The organism is Streptomyces sp. NPDC002324 (genome assembly GCF_053593335.1).
Window position 1 is genome coordinate 64,723 of sequence record NZ_JBSFCF010000021.1, and the last position, 15,756, is coordinate 80,478.

General features: G+C 72.1%; 15 protein-coding genes. 12 read left to right on the forward strand and 3 right to left on the reverse strand.

The genetic code is table 11. From position 1 onward, the window contains the following. Nucleotides 1-294: 294 nt before the first annotated feature. Complete coding sequence (locus ACWCRJ_RS25670; protein ID WP_005484659.1) at nt 295-711, reverse strand: spore wall synthesis regulator SsgD; 417 nt, start codon at nt 709-711, stop codon at nt 295-297. Nucleotides 712-1,005: 294 nt separating this feature from the next. Here ACWCRJ_RS25670 and ACWCRJ_RS25675 point away from each other — a divergent pair, with 294 nt between their 5' ends. The 4 genes from ACWCRJ_RS25675 to mmpA all read left to right on the forward strand — a co-directional run bounded on the left by ACWCRJ_RS25675 (nt 1,006) and on the right by mmpA (nt 3,462). After that, complete coding sequence (locus tag ACWCRJ_RS25675; RefSeq protein WP_450941490.1) at nt 1,006-2,055, forward strand: WD40/YVTN/BNR-like repeat-containing protein; 1,050 nt, start codon at nt 1,006-1,008, stop codon at nt 2,053-2,055. 69 nt (nt 2,056-2,124) lie between these two features. Then, nucleotides 2,125-2,448 carry a plasmid stabilization protein gene (locus ACWCRJ_RS25680; protein ID WP_450941491.1) on the forward strand — a complete coding sequence of 108 codons (324 nt, stop codon included), beginning with the start codon at nt 2,125-2,127 and terminating at the stop codon, nt 2,446-2,448. 46 nt (nt 2,449-2,494) lie between these two features. Next, on the forward strand, nt 2,495-3,184 hold the full coding sequence (locus ACWCRJ_RS25685) for an endonuclease V (RefSeq protein WP_450941568.1): 690 nt from the start codon (nt 2,495-2,497) through the stop codon (nt 3,182-3,184). A 131-nt stretch (nt 3,185-3,315) separates the two neighbouring features. After that, nucleotides 3,316-3,462, forward strand: a complete 147-nt coding sequence (mmpA, locus tag ACWCRJ_RS25690) for a morphogenic membrane protein MmpA (protein ID WP_450941492.1) — start codon at nt 3,316-3,318, stop codon at nt 3,460-3,462. 42 nt (nt 3,463-3,504) lie between these two features. On the opposite strand, the gene ACWCRJ_RS25695 is transcribed toward mmpA, so the two are convergent. Next, the gene (locus tag ACWCRJ_RS25695) at nt 3,505-4,683 is read right to left on the reverse strand and encodes a saccharopine dehydrogenase family protein (RefSeq protein ID WP_450941493.1); all 1,179 of its coding nucleotides are present in this window, start codon (nt 4,681-4,683) and stop codon (nt 3,505-3,507) included. A gap of 92 nt (nt 4,684-4,775) precedes the next feature. Between ACWCRJ_RS25695 and ACWCRJ_RS25700 the strand changes: the two genes are divergently transcribed. The 4 genes from ACWCRJ_RS25700 to ACWCRJ_RS25715 all read left to right on the forward strand — a co-directional run bounded on the left by ACWCRJ_RS25700 (nt 4,776) and on the right by ACWCRJ_RS25715 (nt 10,076). Then, nucleotides 4,776-5,156 (forward strand): MmcQ/YjbR family DNA-binding protein, encoded by a 381-nt coding sequence (locus ACWCRJ_RS25700; RefSeq protein WP_450941494.1) that lies wholly within the window; start codon nt 4,776-4,778, stop codon nt 5,154-5,156. Between the two features lie 155 nt (nt 5,157-5,311). After that, on the forward strand, nt 5,312-6,541 hold the full coding sequence (locus ACWCRJ_RS25705) for a CaiB/BaiF CoA transferase family protein (RefSeq protein ID WP_450941495.1): 1,230 nt from the start codon (nt 5,312-5,314) through the stop codon (nt 6,539-6,541). A gap of 46 nt (nt 6,542-6,587) precedes the next feature. Next, complete coding sequence (locus tag ACWCRJ_RS25710) at nt 6,588-7,802, forward strand: acetyl-CoA C-acetyltransferase (protein WP_450941496.1); 1,215 nt, start codon at nt 6,588-6,590, stop codon at nt 7,800-7,802. A gap of 99 nt (nt 7,803-7,901) precedes the next feature. Then, nucleotides 7,902-10,076 carry a 3-hydroxyacyl-CoA dehydrogenase NAD-binding domain-containing protein gene (locus ACWCRJ_RS25715; protein WP_450941497.1) on the forward strand — a complete coding sequence of 725 codons (2,175 nt, stop codon included), beginning with the start codon at nt 7,902-7,904 and terminating at the stop codon, nt 10,074-10,076. A 483-nt stretch (nt 10,077-10,559) separates the two neighbouring features. Here ACWCRJ_RS25715 and ACWCRJ_RS25720 read toward each other — a convergent pair whose 3' ends face one another. Then, nucleotides 10,560-11,291, reverse strand: a complete 732-nt coding sequence (locus ACWCRJ_RS25720) for a MerR family transcriptional regulator (RefSeq protein WP_450941498.1) — start codon at nt 11,289-11,291, stop codon at nt 10,560-10,562. 78 nt (nt 11,292-11,369) lie between these two features. On the opposite strand from ACWCRJ_RS25720, the gene ACWCRJ_RS25725 reads away from it, so the two are divergent. The 4 genes from ACWCRJ_RS25725 (at nt 11,370) to ACWCRJ_RS25740 (ending at nt 15,716) form a co-directional block, all read left to right on the forward strand. Further along, the gene (locus ACWCRJ_RS25725; RefSeq protein WP_450941499.1) at nt 11,370-11,849 is read left to right on the forward strand and encodes a macro domain-containing protein; all 480 of its coding nucleotides are present in this window, start codon (nt 11,370-11,372) and stop codon (nt 11,847-11,849) included. A 49-nt stretch (nt 11,850-11,898) separates the two neighbouring features. Continuing rightward, nucleotides 11,899-12,375, forward strand: a complete 477-nt coding sequence (locus ACWCRJ_RS25730) for a F0F1 ATP synthase subunit B family protein (RefSeq protein ID WP_450941500.1) — start codon at nt 11,899-11,901, stop codon at nt 12,373-12,375. 108 nt (nt 12,376-12,483) lie between these two features. Next, nucleotides 12,484-14,448: a Xaa-Pro dipeptidyl-peptidase gene (locus ACWCRJ_RS25735; protein ID WP_450941501.1), complete on the forward strand. Its 1,965-nt coding sequence runs from the start codon at nt 12,484-12,486 to the stop codon at nt 14,446-14,448. Further along, nucleotides 14,445-15,716 (forward strand): M14 family metallopeptidase, encoded by a 1,272-nt coding sequence (locus ACWCRJ_RS25740; RefSeq protein WP_450941502.1) that lies wholly within the window; start codon nt 14,445-14,447, stop codon nt 15,714-15,716. The genes ACWCRJ_RS25735 and ACWCRJ_RS25740 overlap by 4 nt, the downstream gene beginning before the upstream one ends. The last annotated feature ends 40 nt before the right edge of the window (nt 15,717-15,756 follow it).

Sequence of the window (15,756 nt, forward strand, 5' to 3'; positions counted from 1 at the left end):
GGGGCGACGTGACGGAGGGGTGGAAGAACCCGCTGCCGGCAGGACGGCTCTGACGCCGAGGTCGCACGCAACGCACACACGCGGGCGCCGGGATACGGCGGGGTGTGTGACGCGGTGTCTCAGGACCTCAGACGAGCAACGTCCTTCTCCAATCGACGGCAACAGGACCGTGAACCAACGTACGGAGGGGGCCGGAAGGCTGTCAACGCATTAACGCGCGGCCCGCTCATGGGGGCGGCGCAGCGGGGGTGGGGGAGTGGGGAGGGGCCTCTGCGGGCGTCGTCGGGCGGGGCCTCAGCAGGCGTCGCGCATCAGCTGCGCCAGGTCGTGGTCGAGGTCGACCTGGTGGTGCTCCAGGCCGAGCGGCACCAGATCGATCGTGCTGTCCAGAAAGCGCCGTACCTCACCGGTGTGGACATGCACCACGGCGGTGCCCTCGGGAGCGTGGAACTCCAGGACCAGCCGCTCGTAGCCGTACGGGCGGACGCGGACGTCCCCGTAGCCCACGGACTCCTCCATCCCGGTCACCAGCAGTTCACGGGCGAAGGTCCAGCAGACCTCGACGCCCTCCAGCGTGGCCGGGGCGGGGAAGGTCATACGGACGGCGAAGGGGTCGCGACGGTCGTAGTGGAGCGTGGCGGGAATGCTCGGCATCCGCGGCGCGGCGGCGACGAGACGGGCCTCTACGGGCTGCTCGATGACGGTGGACAACGCCTTGCTCCCTTGTGACGGGTGGACGGATTCCGGATGACTGAGGCCGGGCACTTCAGAAGACGCCGGATCGGGCCGATCCGTGCACATGAGGGTCGAGTGACCTCTGTCACCGAACCCAATCACCGAGGTGATCGATTTCTCATCGCGTGTTCCGGGACATGGGAGAGGACACCGGACGCCGCCCCGCGGTTCCCGCGGAGGCCATCTGGACGGCACCGGATCGGTGCACTAGCTTCGCCCGCCATGAGGGGCTTGGGGCAGTCGAGGCGGATGAGTCGGACGAGTCGGACGATGGCGACGGGCCTGGCCGCGGTGGTGCTCGCCGCCGCCCTGGCGGTGCCCGCGCAGGCGCACGGGGAGGGTGACCGGCCACCGCACTGGGAACCGAAGCGGACCGGCACCGACGCGCGCTTTCGCGGTCTGGCCGCCGTCAGCCGGAACAGTGCCTGGCTGGCGGGTTCCGCGGGGACCGTGCTGCGCACCGGCGACGGGGGCAGGACCTGGCGCGACGTCTCACCGCCCGGCGCACGGGAGTTGCAGTTCCGGGACATCGAGGCATTCGACGCACGCAGGGCGGTCGTACTCGCCATCGGGGAGGGAGAGGCATCCCGCGTGTACCGCACGGACGACGGCGGTGCGACATGGACCGAGTCGTTCCGGAACACCGACCCGCGCGCCTTCTACGACTGCCTCACCTTCTTCGACCCCCGCCACGGACTCGCCATGAGCGACCCGGTCGACGGGAAGTTCCGCATCCTGTCCACGAAGGACGGCGGCCGGTCCTGGTCGGTCCTGCCGAACGAGGGCATGCCCGCGGCCCTGGAGGGAGAGGCCGGCTTCGCCGCGAGCGGTCAGTGCCTGGTCGGTTCCGGTTCGCGCGATGTCTGGCTCGCGACGGGCGGGGCCGCACGCGCGCGGGTGCTGCACAGCGCCGACCGCGGGCTGACCTGGACGGCCGCCGACACCCCCGTACCGGCCGGCGATCCTGCCCGGGGCGTCTTCGCGCTCGCCTTCCGCGACCGGGCGCACGGCATCGCCGTCGGCGGCGACTACCGCGCCGACCAGCCGTCCCCCCGGGCCGCGGCCACCACCGGGGACACCGGCCGCACCTGGAAACCCGCCGCGCAGCCGTCGCCCGCCTACCGCTCCGGGGTCGCCTGGCTCCCGTACAGCCGTACGACCGCTCTCGCCGTCGGCCCCACCGGCACCGACGTCACCACCGACGGGGGCCGCACCTGGCGCACGGTCGACACCGGCTCGTACGACACCGTCGACTGCGCCGCGGACCGGGGCTGCTGGGCGGCGGGCGAGAAGGGGCGCGTGGCCCGGCTGGAGAACTGATCGCCGCGGGGTTGTTCCGGCGGTGCTGGGTACCCGTGGCGTGTTCGAATCACGAAGGGAGTGATCTGCATGCCACGCGGTTCGAGCCCCAAGAGGGAACGCCAGTACGAGCACATCAAGGAGAGCGCCGAGGACCGGGGCGAGAGCGAGTCGCGCGCCAAGGAGATCGCCGCCCGGACGGTCAACAAGGAACGCGCCCGGTCCGGGGAGTCCAGGACCGCGAGCCGCACCTCCACGCAGGACATGTCGTCGAGCAGGCGCGGCGGTCAGCGCTCGCACCAGGGCTCCGAGGGGCCCACGCGCGACCAGCTCTACGAAGAGGTTAAGAAGCGCGGCATCCAGGGCCGTTCGGACATGAACAAGAGCCAGCTCAAGCGCGCCCTCGACACATAGCCCCGGACCTCCGCGCCATGGGGGTATGCGTACGCTCGTCGGCACCATGACGACCGTACGCATCCCGGCGGGCTGGCCCGCCACCGAAGAGCAAGCCCTCGCCGTGCAGGACGAGTTGCGGGGCAAGGTGGTCCTCGACGAGAGCGGACCACCGCCCGGCACCGGGTACGTCACCGGCGTGGACGTGGCCTACGACGACGAGCGCGACGTCGTCGCGGCGGCGGCCGTGGTGCTCGACGCGGCGACCCTCGACGTGGTGGCCGAGGCCACGGCGGTCGGACAGGTCTCCTTCCCCTACGTCCCCGGACTGCTCGCGTTCCGTGAGGTCCCGACCGTGCTGGCCGCGCTCGACGCGCTGCCGTGCGACCCCGGTCTCGTCGTCTGCGACGGCTACGGCCTCGCCCACCCGCGCCGCTTCGGCCTCGCCGCCCATCTCGGCGTCCTCACCGGCCTGCCCACGATCGGCGTCGCGAAGAACCCCTTCACCTTCACCCACGACGACCCGGGCACCCCGCGCGGCAGCGCCGCCCCGCTCCTCGCGGGCACCGAGGAGGTGGGCCGCGCCCTGCGCACCCGCGACGGCGTCAAGCCGGTCTTCGTCTCCGTCGGCCACCGGGTGAGCCTCGACAACGCCTGCGCCCACACGCTCGCCCTCACCCCGGCCTACCGCCTCCCGGAGACCACCCGCCGCGCCGACTCCCTCTGCCGCCGGGCCCTGCGGGACACGACCGGCTGAACCCCGGCCCCGGCCCCGGGCCGCGAGCGGGCGCCGGGCGTCTTCGCGCGTACGTACGGACCTGACACCTGAGTACGAACTGAGTACGTGTACGGATGCCGGCGCCCGTCATGATCGGCAGGCTGTGCCGTATGACGACGCACCGAGCACCGAAGCCCGCCGCCGCCCCCACCCAGTCCGTCGAGCGGGTCGTGACGACCGGGCTGCTGCTCGCCCTGATCGCGGGGCTGGCCTGGATCGCCGGGATGATCTACACCCTGACGGGGTGGGCCCAGTAGGGCCCACCCGCCCGCCCCGAGGACGCCGGAAGGGGCCGTCGGCTAGCGGGACGCCGCCACCCGGAAGGTGATGCCCGCCGCGCGCAGCCGCTCGATCAGCGCGTCCCCCATCGCGACCGCCGTCGTGACCTGCCCCGACGTGGCCGGCAGGTCGTCGAGGGCCAGGCACAGGGCGGACTCGGCGAACATCTTCGCCGTCTCGCCGTAGCCGGGGTCGCCGCCGGCGACCTCCGTGAAGACCCGGCGACCGCCGCCCTCGCCCACGAACCGCACCGAGAACCAGCTCTTCGCCCGCTTCTCCGCGCTCGGCCCCTCGCCCGGCTTGAGCCGGTCGCCCAGCCAGCGCCGCACCGGCGGAACCTGGGCCGCGGCGACGACCGCGCCGACGAACGCGACCCCGCCCACCGCGAAGGGCAGGGTCTTCACGGCCGCGTAGTGGCGGTAGCGGAAGTCCGGCCCGTAGCGGGGCAGGGCGCGCGCCGAGCGCTGCACCACCTGCGCGTCGATGGTCGGCAGCGGCAGCGCCCACGCCCCGACCTCCTTGGCGAACCGGGGCGCGCTCACCGGCGCGTACGCCCGCCGCCCCACCGTGCGCGGCTCGTGCCGCTTGCGGTCCCGCGCGGCGGCCATCGTCTCCCGGGTGCGCGAGAAGCCGGTGAGCGCGGAGTTGAACGTGCCGCCCGAGAACATCCCCTCGGCGCGCACGAAGCCGTCCACGGTGATCGGCACGTCCTTCGGGAGCTGCCGCACGGTGAAGTACGCGCCCAGGTCGTGCGGTATCGAGTCGAAGCCGGCCGCGTGCACGATCCGGGCGCCGGTCTCCCGCGCGCGTGCGTCGTGCCGGACGTACGTCAGGTCGACGAACTCGGGCTCGCCGGTGAGATCCAGATAGTCGGTGCCCTCGTCGGCGCAGGCGGCCACCAGCTCCTCGCCGTGCGTGATGTACGGGCCGACGGTCGTCGCCACCACCCGTGCCTGCCGGGCGAGTTCGCGCACTGCCTGCGGATCGGACCCGTCCGCCCGGAGCACACCGATGCTCGCACCGCCGGGCAGTCGCTCGCGCAGGGCCGCGAGTTTCTCCGCGTTGCGTCCGGCGATCGCCCAGCGCAGCCCCTTCGGCGCGTGCGCGGCGAGATACTCCGCGGTGAGTTCCCCGACGAACCCCGTTGCCCCGTAGAGCACGACGTCGTACGCCCGATCCGGCCTGTTCTGCCCGCTCATTGCACCCCTCAGCACTCGCCCACGCGCCGTTGTCGGTGGCTGAGGCTAGCGTGAGGGACGAGCAGCCGAGCGCGCGGGATCCGGAGGTGGCCGTGACCGTACCCAGGAACGCCCTGAAAAAGTGGCAGAAGGTACGCGAGTTCGCCCTCGCCATGCCCGGTGCCGTCGAGGAGTTCCCCTGGGGCGAGAGCGTCGCGAAGGTCAACAAGAAGGTGTTCGTGTTCCTCGGTACGGATGACGGCGGCCATCCGCTGGGCGTCACCGTCAAGCTCAGGGACGAGGAGACCCATGCCCACGCCCTGAGCTGCCCCGGCGCCGAGCCCGCGGGGTACGGCCTGGGCAGGGCCGGGTGGGTGCGCGTCCCGCTGGAGGAGAAGGGCGCTCCGGCCGTGGAGCTGCTGTGCGACTGGGTCGAGGAGAGCTACCGCGTGATCGCTCCGAAGAAGCTGATAGCGGAGCTGGACGCCCGCTGACTCCGGCGCCGGAAGCCGGGTGCGCGCGGGCTGACACGTGCGGCGACTCCGGGCACAATGACTAAGCGTTTGCTCATTCGGGGCTTGTGCGCAGTGGACCCCGTTCCTAACATCACCGGTGTCACATCGAATGTGTCACGGAGCATGGGGGCTCGATGACAGTGGCGAAGACGCCCGGCCACGGCCCGCTCGCCGGTGTGCGCGTGGTGGAACTCGCGGGCATCGGCCCGGGACCGTTCGCCGCCATGCTCCTCGCCGACCTCGGCGCCGACGTCGTCCGCGTCGACCGGCCGGGCGGCGCGGACCTCGCCGTGAACCCCCTGTACGACGTCACCAACCGCAACAAGCGCTCGGTGATCGTCGACCTGAAGTCCCCGGCCGGCCCGGACCTCGTCCTCGACCTGGCCGACCGCGCCGACATCCTGATCGAGGGCTACCGGCCGGGCGTCGCCGAGCGCCTCGGTGTCGGCCCCGAGACCTGCCACGCCCGCAACCCCCGCCTCGTCTACGGCCGGATGACCGGCTGGGGCCAGCAGGGCCCGCTCGCCCGGCGCGCCGGGCACGACATCGCCTACATCGCCCTGACCGGCACCCTCGGCATGATCGGCCCCGCGGACACCCCGCCGCCCGCCCCCGCCAACCTGCTCGGCGACTACGCGGGCGGCTCCCTCTACCTCGTCGTCGGCGTCCTCGCCGCCCTCCACCACGCCCGCGCGACCGGCGCCGGCCAGGTCGTGGACGCGGCCATCGTCGACGGCACCGCGCACCTCTCCGCGATGATCCACGGCATGCTCGCCGCCGGCGGCTGGCAGGACCGCCGCGCCGCCAACCTCCTCGACGGCGGCTGCCCCTTCTACGGCACGTACGAGACGGCCGACGGCCGGTACATGGCCGTCGGCGCCCTTGAACAGCAGTTCTACGCCGAGTTCGTCGACCTCCTCGGCATCGCGGACCGGGCCCCGGCCCGCAAGGACGTGGCCGCCTGGAGCGAGCTGCGCGAGAGCGTCGCGGCCCGCTTCAGAAGCCGTACGAGGGACGAGTGGACGGCCGTCTTCGAGGGCTCCGACGCCTGTGTGGCCCCGGTCCTGTCGCTGAGCGAGGCCCCGCACCACCCCCATCTCGCGGCCCGTGGCACCTTCACCGACTTCGGCGGCATCACCCAGCCCGCCCCCGCGCCCCGTTTCTCCGCCACCCACACCTCCGTCCGCGGCGGACCCGCGCAGCCGGGCGCCGACACCGCCGACGTGGCCCACGACTGGGGCATACCGGGACTGTCGCAGAACGCGTCGGTCGTGGACGGCCCGGCGCCGGACGCCTCTCCCGCCGGTGCCTCCCCTCCGGCCGGCGCCTCCCCGTCGGACGCGTCCGCCGAGGACACCGCCTGACACCGGCCCCCGGGCCGCACCCTCCCGCACTGGAAAGGCCAGACTCGTGAGCACCGAAGCGTATGTGTACGACGCGATCCGCACCCCGCGCGGCCGCGGCAAGGCCAACGGCTCCCTGCACGGCACCAAGCCCATCGACCTCGTCGTCGGCCTGATCCACGAGGTCCGGCGGCGCTTCCCCGGCCTCGACCCGGCCGCCGTCGACGACATCGTGCTCGGCGTCGTGGGCCCGGTGGGCGACCAGGGCTCCGACATCGCCCGCACCGCCGCGATCGCCGCCGGGCTGCCGGACACGGTGGCCGGCGTCCAGGAGAACCGCTTCTGTGCCTCGGGCCTGGAGGCCGTCAACCTGGCTGCCGCAAAGGTCCGTTCGGGCTGGGAGGACCTGGTGCTCGCGGGCGGTGTCGAGTCGATGTCCCGGGTGCCGATGGCCTCGGACGGCGGAGCCTGGTTCAACGACCCGATGACCAACCTGGCCGTCAACTTCGTACCGCAGGGCATCGGCGCCGACCTCATCGCCACGATCGAGGGCTTCACCCGGCGCGATGTCGACGAGTACGCGGCACTGTCCCAGGAGCGTGCGGCCGCCGCCTGGAAGGACGGCCGTTTCGACCGCTCCGTCGTCCCCGTCACCGACCGCTCCGGTCTCGTGGTGCTCGACCACGACGAGTACATGCGTCCCGGCACGACGGCCGACTCGCTCGCGAAGCTGAAGCCGTCGTTCGCCGACATCGGCGACCTGGGCGGCTTCGACGCGGTGGCGCTGCAGGAGTACCACTGGGTAGAGGAGATCGACCACGTCCACCACGCGGGCAACTCCTCCGGCATCGTGGACGGCGCCTCGCTCGTCGCCATCGGCACCAAGGAGATCGGCGAGCGGTACGGTCTGCGCCCGCGCGCCCGGATCGTCTCCGCCGCCGTCTCCGGCTCCGAGCCCACCATCATGCTCACCGGCCCCGCCCCCGCGACCCGCAAGGCCCTCGCCAGGGCCGGGCTGACGATCGACGACATCGACCTCGTCGAGATCAACGAGGCGTTCGCGGCCGTGGTGCTCCGCTTCGTGCGGGACATGGGTCTCTCGCTCGACAAGGTCAACGTCAACGGCGGCTCGATCGCGCTCGGCCACCCGCTCGGCGCGACCGGAGCGATGATCCTCGGCACCCTCGTCGACGAGCTGGAGCGGCAGGACAAGCGGTACGGACTGGCCACGCTCTGCGTGGGCGGCGGCATGGGCATCGCGACGATCGTGGAACGCGTCTGAGACGACCGGCGGAACACCGGACGCGTTCACAGGACGCGGATCACGGGACGCGATCACCCGACCAAGACTTCTGCGGAAAGACTCTACGGAGACCCTGTCATGACACAGAGCACCACCATCCGCTGGGAACAGGACCGCACGGGCCTCGTCACCCTCGTCATCGACGACCCGAACCAGTCCGCGAACACCATGAACCAGGCGTTCCGTGACTCCCTCGCGGTGATCGCCGACCGTCTGGAGGCCGAGAAGGACAGCATTCGCGGCGTCATCATCACCTCCGCCAAGAAGACGTTCTTCGCCGGCGGCGACCTCCGCGACCTCATCAAGGTCACCCCCGAGACCGCGCAGCAGCTGTTCGACGGCGGCCTGGAGATCAAACGCAACCTGCGCCGCATCGAGACCCTGGGCAAGCCCGTGGTCGCGGCCATCAACGGCGCCGCACTCGGCGGCGGTTACGAACTGGCCCTCGCCTGCCACCACCGCGTCGCCCTCGACGCACCCGGCTCGAAGATCGGCTGCCCCGAGGTGACCCTCGGTCTGCTGCCCGGCGGCGGTGGCATCGCCCGCACCGTACGCCTGCTGGGCATCGCCGACGCCCTGCTGAAGGTACTGCTGCAGGGCACCCAGTACAGCCCGCGAAGTGCCCTGGAGAACGGCCTGATCCACGAAGTGGCCGACACGCAGGACGAGTTGATGGACAAGGCCCGCGCCTTCATCGACGCCAACCCCGAGTCGCGGCAGCCCTGGGACCAGCCCGGCCACCGCATCCCCGGCGGCACCCCCGCCCACCCGAAGTTCGCGGCGAACCTGCCCGCCTTCCCCGCCACGCTGCGCAAGCAGACCAACGGCGCGCCCTACCCGGCCCCGCGCAACATCCTCGCCGCCGCCGTCGAGGGCGCCCAGGTCGACTTCGAGACCGCCCAGGTCATCGAGGCGCGCTACTTCGTGGAGCTGGCCGCCGGCCAGACGTCGAAGAACATGATCCAGGCCTTCTTCTTCGACCTCCAGGCCGTCAACTCCGGCGCGAACCGGCCCAAGGGCATCGAGCCGCGCCAGGTCCGCAAGGCCGCCGTCCTCGGCGCCGGGATGATGGGCGCCGGCATCGCGTACTCCTGCGCCCGCGCGGGCATCGACGTCGTGCTGAAGGACGTGACGCCCGAAGCGGCCGCGAAGGGCAAGGAGTACTCGCGCAAGCTCTGCGCCAAGGCGGTCGCCAAGGGCCGCACCACGCAGGAGAAGGCCGACGCGCTCCTCGCCCGCATCACCCCGACGGCCGACCCGGCCGACCTCGCGGGCTGCGACGCCGTCATCGAGGCCGTGTTCGAGAACACCGAGCTGAAGCACAAGGTCTTCCAGGAGATCGAGGGGGTCGTGGCACCGGACGCCCTGCTCTGCTCCAACACCTCCACCCTCCCCATCACCGAGCTGGCCGAGGGCGTCGTCCGCCGGTCCGACTTCATCGGCCTGCACTTCTTCTCACCCGTCGACAAGATGCCGCTCGTCGAGATCATCAAGGGCGAGCAGACGGGGGAGGAGGCGCTGGCCCGCGCCTTCGACCTGGTCCGCCAGATCAGGAAGACCCCGATCGTCGTCAACGACTCCCGCGGCTTCTTCACCTCCCGCGTCATCGGCCACTTCATCAACGAGGGCGTCGCGATGGTGGGGGAGGGCATCGAGCCCGCCTCCGTCGAACAGGCGGCGGCCCAGGCGGGCTACCCCGCCAAGGTCCTCTCCCTCATGGACGAGCTGACCCTCACCCTGCCCCGCAAGATCCGAGCCGAGTCCCGGCGGGCCGTGGAGGAGGCGGGCGGCACATGGGTGGAGCACCCCGCCGACGCGGTCATCGACCGCATGGTCGACGAGTTCGCCCGGCCGGGCCGCAGCGGTGGCGCCGGCTTCTACGACTACGGCCCCGACGGCCGCCGCGCCAAGCTCTGGCCCGGCCTGCGCGAACACTTCACCAGGCCCGGGTACCGGATCCCCTTCGAGGACATGCGGGAGCGCATGCTCTTCGCGGAGGCCCTGGACACCGTCCGCCTCCTCGAAGAGGGCGTCCTGACCTCCGTCGCCGACGCCAACATCGGCTCCCTCCTCGGCATCGGCTTCCCCGGCTGGACCGGCGGCGTCCTCCAGTACATCAACGGCTACGAGGGCGGCCTCCCCGGCTTCGTGACCCGAGCCGAAGAACTCACCGCCCGCTACGGCCCCCGCTTCACCCCACCGGCCCTGCTACGGGAAAAGGCCCAGAGGGGAGAACCGTTCACGGACGCGTAGCCCTCCGGGCGGGGGCGGTTGCCCGGGTGCGGCCCCGGTGGGGGCTGGTAGCGCAGTTCCCCGCACCCGTGGAAACCCAGGCCCCTGCAGGGCCAGAAACAGCCCAACCCCGCGCAGGGCCAGAAACAGCCCAGCCCCGCGCAGGGCCAGAAACAGCCCAGGCCCCCGCAGAGCCAGAAACAACCCAGCCCCCCGCAGGGCCAGAAACAGCCCAGGCCCTGCGGGCCGAAAAGCCCAGGGCCTCACGGCCCCGAAAAGCGATGGCTTTTGCGGTCCTGCAAAGGACGGCGCTGCGGTCTTGAAAAGGGACGGCTCTGCGGTCCTGAAAAGCAGTGGGCGCAGCCCCTGCTTTTCAGGGGCGCGGGGAACTGCGCGAGAAGCCCCACCGGGCCGTCAGCCTGGGGGTCGAAGGGGCGCAGCCCCTGGGATGGGACGGGTAGGGGCGGCGGGGGCGAAAACACCCGCCCGGCACCCCCCACCCCCTCAAGACTCCACCACCCACCCCCGCAACTCCTCCGTCAACGACCGCTGAAAGGTCGTCAACAACGCCTGCACGAGCAGCGGCTGCACACGCGCCGACAACGACCGCGCAACCTGAGCATCCCGCCCCTTCACCGCCTCCCGAAACAACCGAGACAACTCCCCCGCGGCAGCACGCGAATGCTCGATCAACACACCCCGCGCCGCAAGAATCGACTCCTCGGACAGGGGCACATCGAGCAACTCCACCCCGAGCCGCAACAACCCCACATCTACCCGCAGAGCGTCCCCGTCCCGCTCGACCACCCCCATCGCGAGCAGCCGCTCCACCTCCGCCTCCCCCAGAGCCCGCCCGGCCCGCCGGTCCAGCTCCTCCCGCGTGACCGTCTCCACCGCGTCCGGCGCCCACGACGCCACCACCGCACGCTGCAGCGCGAGATCGCGCGGCGTGAGATCCGCCGGCAGCTGCCCCAGATACCGTTCGATGGCCGCGAGGGTCATGCCCTGCCGCTGCAGCTCCTCGATCAGCGCGAGCCGCGCGAGGTGATCCCGCCCGTAGTGGCCGACCCGGCGGGGCCCGATCACCGGCGGCGGCAACAGCCCCCGGGTGCCGTAGAAGCGGACCGTACGCACCGTGACGCCCGCCCGCGCGGCCAGCTCGTCGACGGTGAGAACGAACTCTCCGGCGCCCTCGACGGAGCCGCCGCCGGTGCTCTGCGCGGTGTCGGTGGTCATGCACAGCAGTATCGCTGTCGCACCGGTGCCGTGACATCCGGACGGCCGATTGTCAGTACCGCCCCGTACGGTGGCGTCATGTCGGGGATCACCTACGTCCGCGGGGACGCCACCACGCCGCTGGGCAAGGGCGTCAAGATCATCGCGCATGTCTGCAACGACATGGGCGGCTGGGGCAAGGGCTTCGTCCTCGCCCTCTCCCGCCGCTGGCCGGAACCGGAGGCCGCCTACCGCGCCTGGCACCGCGACCGGGCGCGCAACGACTTCGGGCTCGGCGCCGCCCAGTTCGTGCGGGTGGGCCCGTACCTGTGGGTGGCGAATTTGATAGGCCAGCACGGCACCCGTACCGGCAGCAAGGGCGTACCCGTCCGGTACGAGGCCATCGACACCGCCCTCGGCCTGCTCGCGGACAAGGCCCTGGAACTGGAGGCCTCGGTCCACATGCCCCGTATCGGCTGCGGGCTCGCGGGCGGCACATGGTCCCGGGTGGAACCGCTGACAGCCGACCGCCTGGTGCGCCGCGGGATACCGGTGACGGTGTACGACCACGGCGGCTGAACCCGGGCCGGCGCGGTACCACCGGGACGCGAGCGGGTAGGGCACCCGTATGGAACTGCTCCCGATGGACATCGGCCCGCTCAACCCGATCGTCGCGGAACTCGTCGTCGCGGCACTGCTGTTCGCCCTGGTGTTCCTCTTCTTCGTCCGGCTCGTGCCCCGCGTCCAGCGGGTCCTCGACGAACGGGAGGCGGCGACCAAGGGAACCGAGGCGCAGGCGGAAGCCCTGCGGGAGGAGACCCGGATCAAGCGGGCGGAGGTGGCACGGACCCTGGCCGAGGCCCGTCACGAGGCCGCCCGCATCCGTCAGCGCGCCCACGAGGAAGGTGCCGCCCTGATCGCCGAGGCCCGTGCCGACGCCCACCGCGAGTCCACCACCCTCCTCACCGAGGGCCGCGCCCGCCTCGGCTCCGACCGCGCCAGGGCCGAGGCCGAACTCCGCGTCCACGTCTCCGTGCTGGCCTACGACCTCGCCGGCAGAATCATCGGTGAGCCGATCGAGGCGGAGGTCCAGCCGCGCCCCTGAGGCTCACGGCCCTGCGAGTGGCTCCTTTCGGCCACGGGCGTGGCCGAAGCCCCGCGAACCCCAAGAGTGCCTCTTTTGCACGGGAGTTGACCGCAGTACCGTCCGCGCATGCCGATACCTGTGCGACGCACACGCTTCACGACCTGGAGATCGCTCGCGACGGCGGCCACGGCCGCCGCCCTCACGGCCTCGTTCCTCACCCCGGCGGTCGCCGGCACCCCGGCCCCCCGGAAGAGCGAACCGGTCTACTCGTACGACAAGGCCATCCGCGAGGCCGTCTGGGTGGACACCGGGCTCGACGGCGACCGCGATGGGAAGAAGGACCGGGTCGCCGTCGACATCGTCCGTCCGAGCGAACCCGCTCAGCGGGGCCGCAAGATCCCCGTGATCATGGACGCCAGCCCGTACTACTCCTGCTGTGGACGCGGTAACGAGAGCCAGCGCAAGACGTACGACGCCCAGGGGAACATCGTCCAGACACCGCTGTTCTACGACAACTACTTCGTGCCCCGCGGCTACGCGTTCGTGGCCGTCGACCTCGCCGGCACCAACCGTTCCGACGGCTGTGTGGATGTCGGCGGCCGTTCCGACATCCAGTCCGCCAAGGCGGTCGTCGACTGGCTCAACGGCCGCGGCAGGGCGTACACCACCCGCACGGGCGGCGCGCCCGCCAAGGCCCGCTGGACCAACGGCAGAACCGGCATGATCGGCAAGAGCTACGACGGCACGATCGCCAACGGCGTGGCCGCCACCGGCGTCGAGGGCCTGGAGACCATCGTCCCGATCGGCGCGATCTCCTCCTGGTACGACTACTACTTCGCCAAGGGCGCCCCCCTCTACAACTCGGGTCCCGAGTGGCTCTCCGACTACGTGGAGAGCCCGGGAGCCCGCGCCAAGTGCGGTCACGTCCAGCAGAAACTGGTCGACGGGGCCCCGCGCACCGGCGATCTGACCCCCTTCTGGGCAGAGCGCGACTACGTCAGGAACGTCCGGAAGATCGACGCCAGCGTCTTCGTCATCCACGGACAGCAGGACCTCAACGTCCGCCCCAAGCACTTCGGCCAGTGGTGGGACGCCCTCGCCGAGCACGGCGTCGAGCGCAAGATCTGGCTCTCCCAGACCGGCCACGTCGACCCGTTCGACTTCCGCCGCGCGGAGTGGGCCGACACCCTGCACCGCTGGTTCGACCACGAACTCCTCGGCTACGACAACAGCATCGACGACGAGCCCATGGCCGACATCGAACGCCACCCGGACCAGTGGGAGACGTCCACGCTCTGGCCGCCGCGCGCGACGAAGACGGCGACCCTCCGCCCGGCGAAGGGCAGCGCACCGGGCGTCGGCACCCTCGGCCTGCGCAAGCGGTCCGGCACCGAATCCTTCACCGACGACCCGGCGCTGGACGAGACCGACTGGGCCGCGTACGCCGACAGGTCCACCCCCGGCAAGGCGGGCTTCGTCACCGCGCCCCTCACCAGGGACCTGCGGCTGTCCGGCTCCTCCAAGGTCACCGTCACCGCCACGCCCACCACCTCCGCCGCCCACCTCTCGGCGGTCCTGGTCGACCTCGGCCCGGACACCGTCCGTGACTACGCAGCGGCGGGCGAGGGCATCACCACCCTCACCGAGCGCACCTGCTGGGGCCCGAGCACCACCGGCGACAGCTCCTGCTTCCGGGAGACCCGGGCGAAGACGGCCGACGTGGAGTACACGATCTTCAGCCGCGGCTGGGCCGACCTCGGCAACCACTCCTCGGGCACCGGAGCCCCGCTCACGCCCGGCACCCCGTACACGATCACGCTCGACCTGCACGCGAGCGACCACGTCGTCCCGGCGGGCCACCGTCTCGCGCTGATCGTCGCGGGCACCGACAAGGACCTGATCGACCCGCCGGCCGCCACGCCCACCCTGACCATCGACCTCCGGAAGACCTCCGCGAAGGTCCCGCTGGTCGGCGGTGCCGCCGCCTTCGAGAGGGCGACCGCCGGCGCCACGGCCACCCCGGGGGCCACCGTGCTCGACGGCGTGCGCGACCCGGGCCGGGCCGCCCGCGTGCCCGGCGGTACGGCGTGAGGGCCCGGATCGCGGCGCTGATCGCCACCGCCCTCGCCGCACCCCTGCTGTCGACGCCCGCGTACGCGACGGACACCGCCCCGCCGCGCACCGGGTTCGAGACGTCGAGCGGCGCCCGCTGGACCACTCAGCCCGAGGAGCAGGAGTTCCTGGCCGCCGTCGACCGGGCGAGCGACAAGGTGTCGGTCGCCCGGATCGGCACGACCGGGCAGGGCCGCCCGCTCCAGCTCGTCCGCGTCGGCGCCCGGGCCGCCTCGCGCACGGTCCTGCTCATCTGCAGCCAGCACGGCGACGAGCCCTCGGGCCGCGAGGCCTGCCTCGCCACGATCCGTGACCTCGCTCGTTCCGAGGACGAGCGGACCCGGCGGCTGCTGCGGTCCACCACGGTTCTCGTCGTGCCCACGGCCAACCCCGACGGCCGGGCCGCCGACACCCGGGGCAACGCCGACGGTATCGACATCAACCGCGACCACCTCGCCCTGCGCACGGCCGAGGCACGGGCGCTCGCCGCAGTCCAGCGCGACCACGCACCCGACATCGTCTACGACCTGCACGAATACGGCGCCACACCCCAGTACTACGACAAGGACCTCTTCGACCTCTGGCCCCGCAACCTCAACACCGACGCGGCCGTCCACGCCGAGGCCCGCACCCTCTCCCTGGACCATGTGCGCCCGGCCGCGCGGGCGGCGGGCCACTCGACCGGCACCTACGGCATCTGGACCGACCCGGTCACCGGCGACCCGATCCGCCAGGTCGCCGGTGACGGCCAGGAACGCATCCTGCGGAACATGTCCGGGATCAAGCACTCGGTCGGACTGCTGATCGAGAGCCGCGTGGAGCCGCCCGCCGGCGGCACCGAGGGACCGGCCAACCACCTTCGCCGGGTGAACTCGCAGCTCGCGGCCCTGAAGGGGCTGTTCGCCTTCGCCGGTGAACGCGGCCGACGGGTCGACCGGGCCACCGGCGCGGCCCGTCTCGCCGGCCTCCGGGACACCGGCCCGGTCTACGTCGGCGGCGCCGACAACGACCCGGCCGAACCCGCCGAGGTGATCCAGGACCCGCCCTGCGGCTACCGGCTCACCGAACAGCAGTACGAAGAGTTCGCGGACGAGCTGTCCCTGCACGGCGTCCGCGTACGGCCCGGGAGTGACGGCGACGGCGCACTCGTGCCGCTGCGCCAGCGACTGCGGGCGCTCGTGCCGCTGCTGCTCGACGAGCGGGCGCCCTACCACCTTACGGAGGGAGTGCCCGACACCACCTGTTGAACAAGAAAGTGTCGAGGTCACATGTGATAGGCGTTCCTGG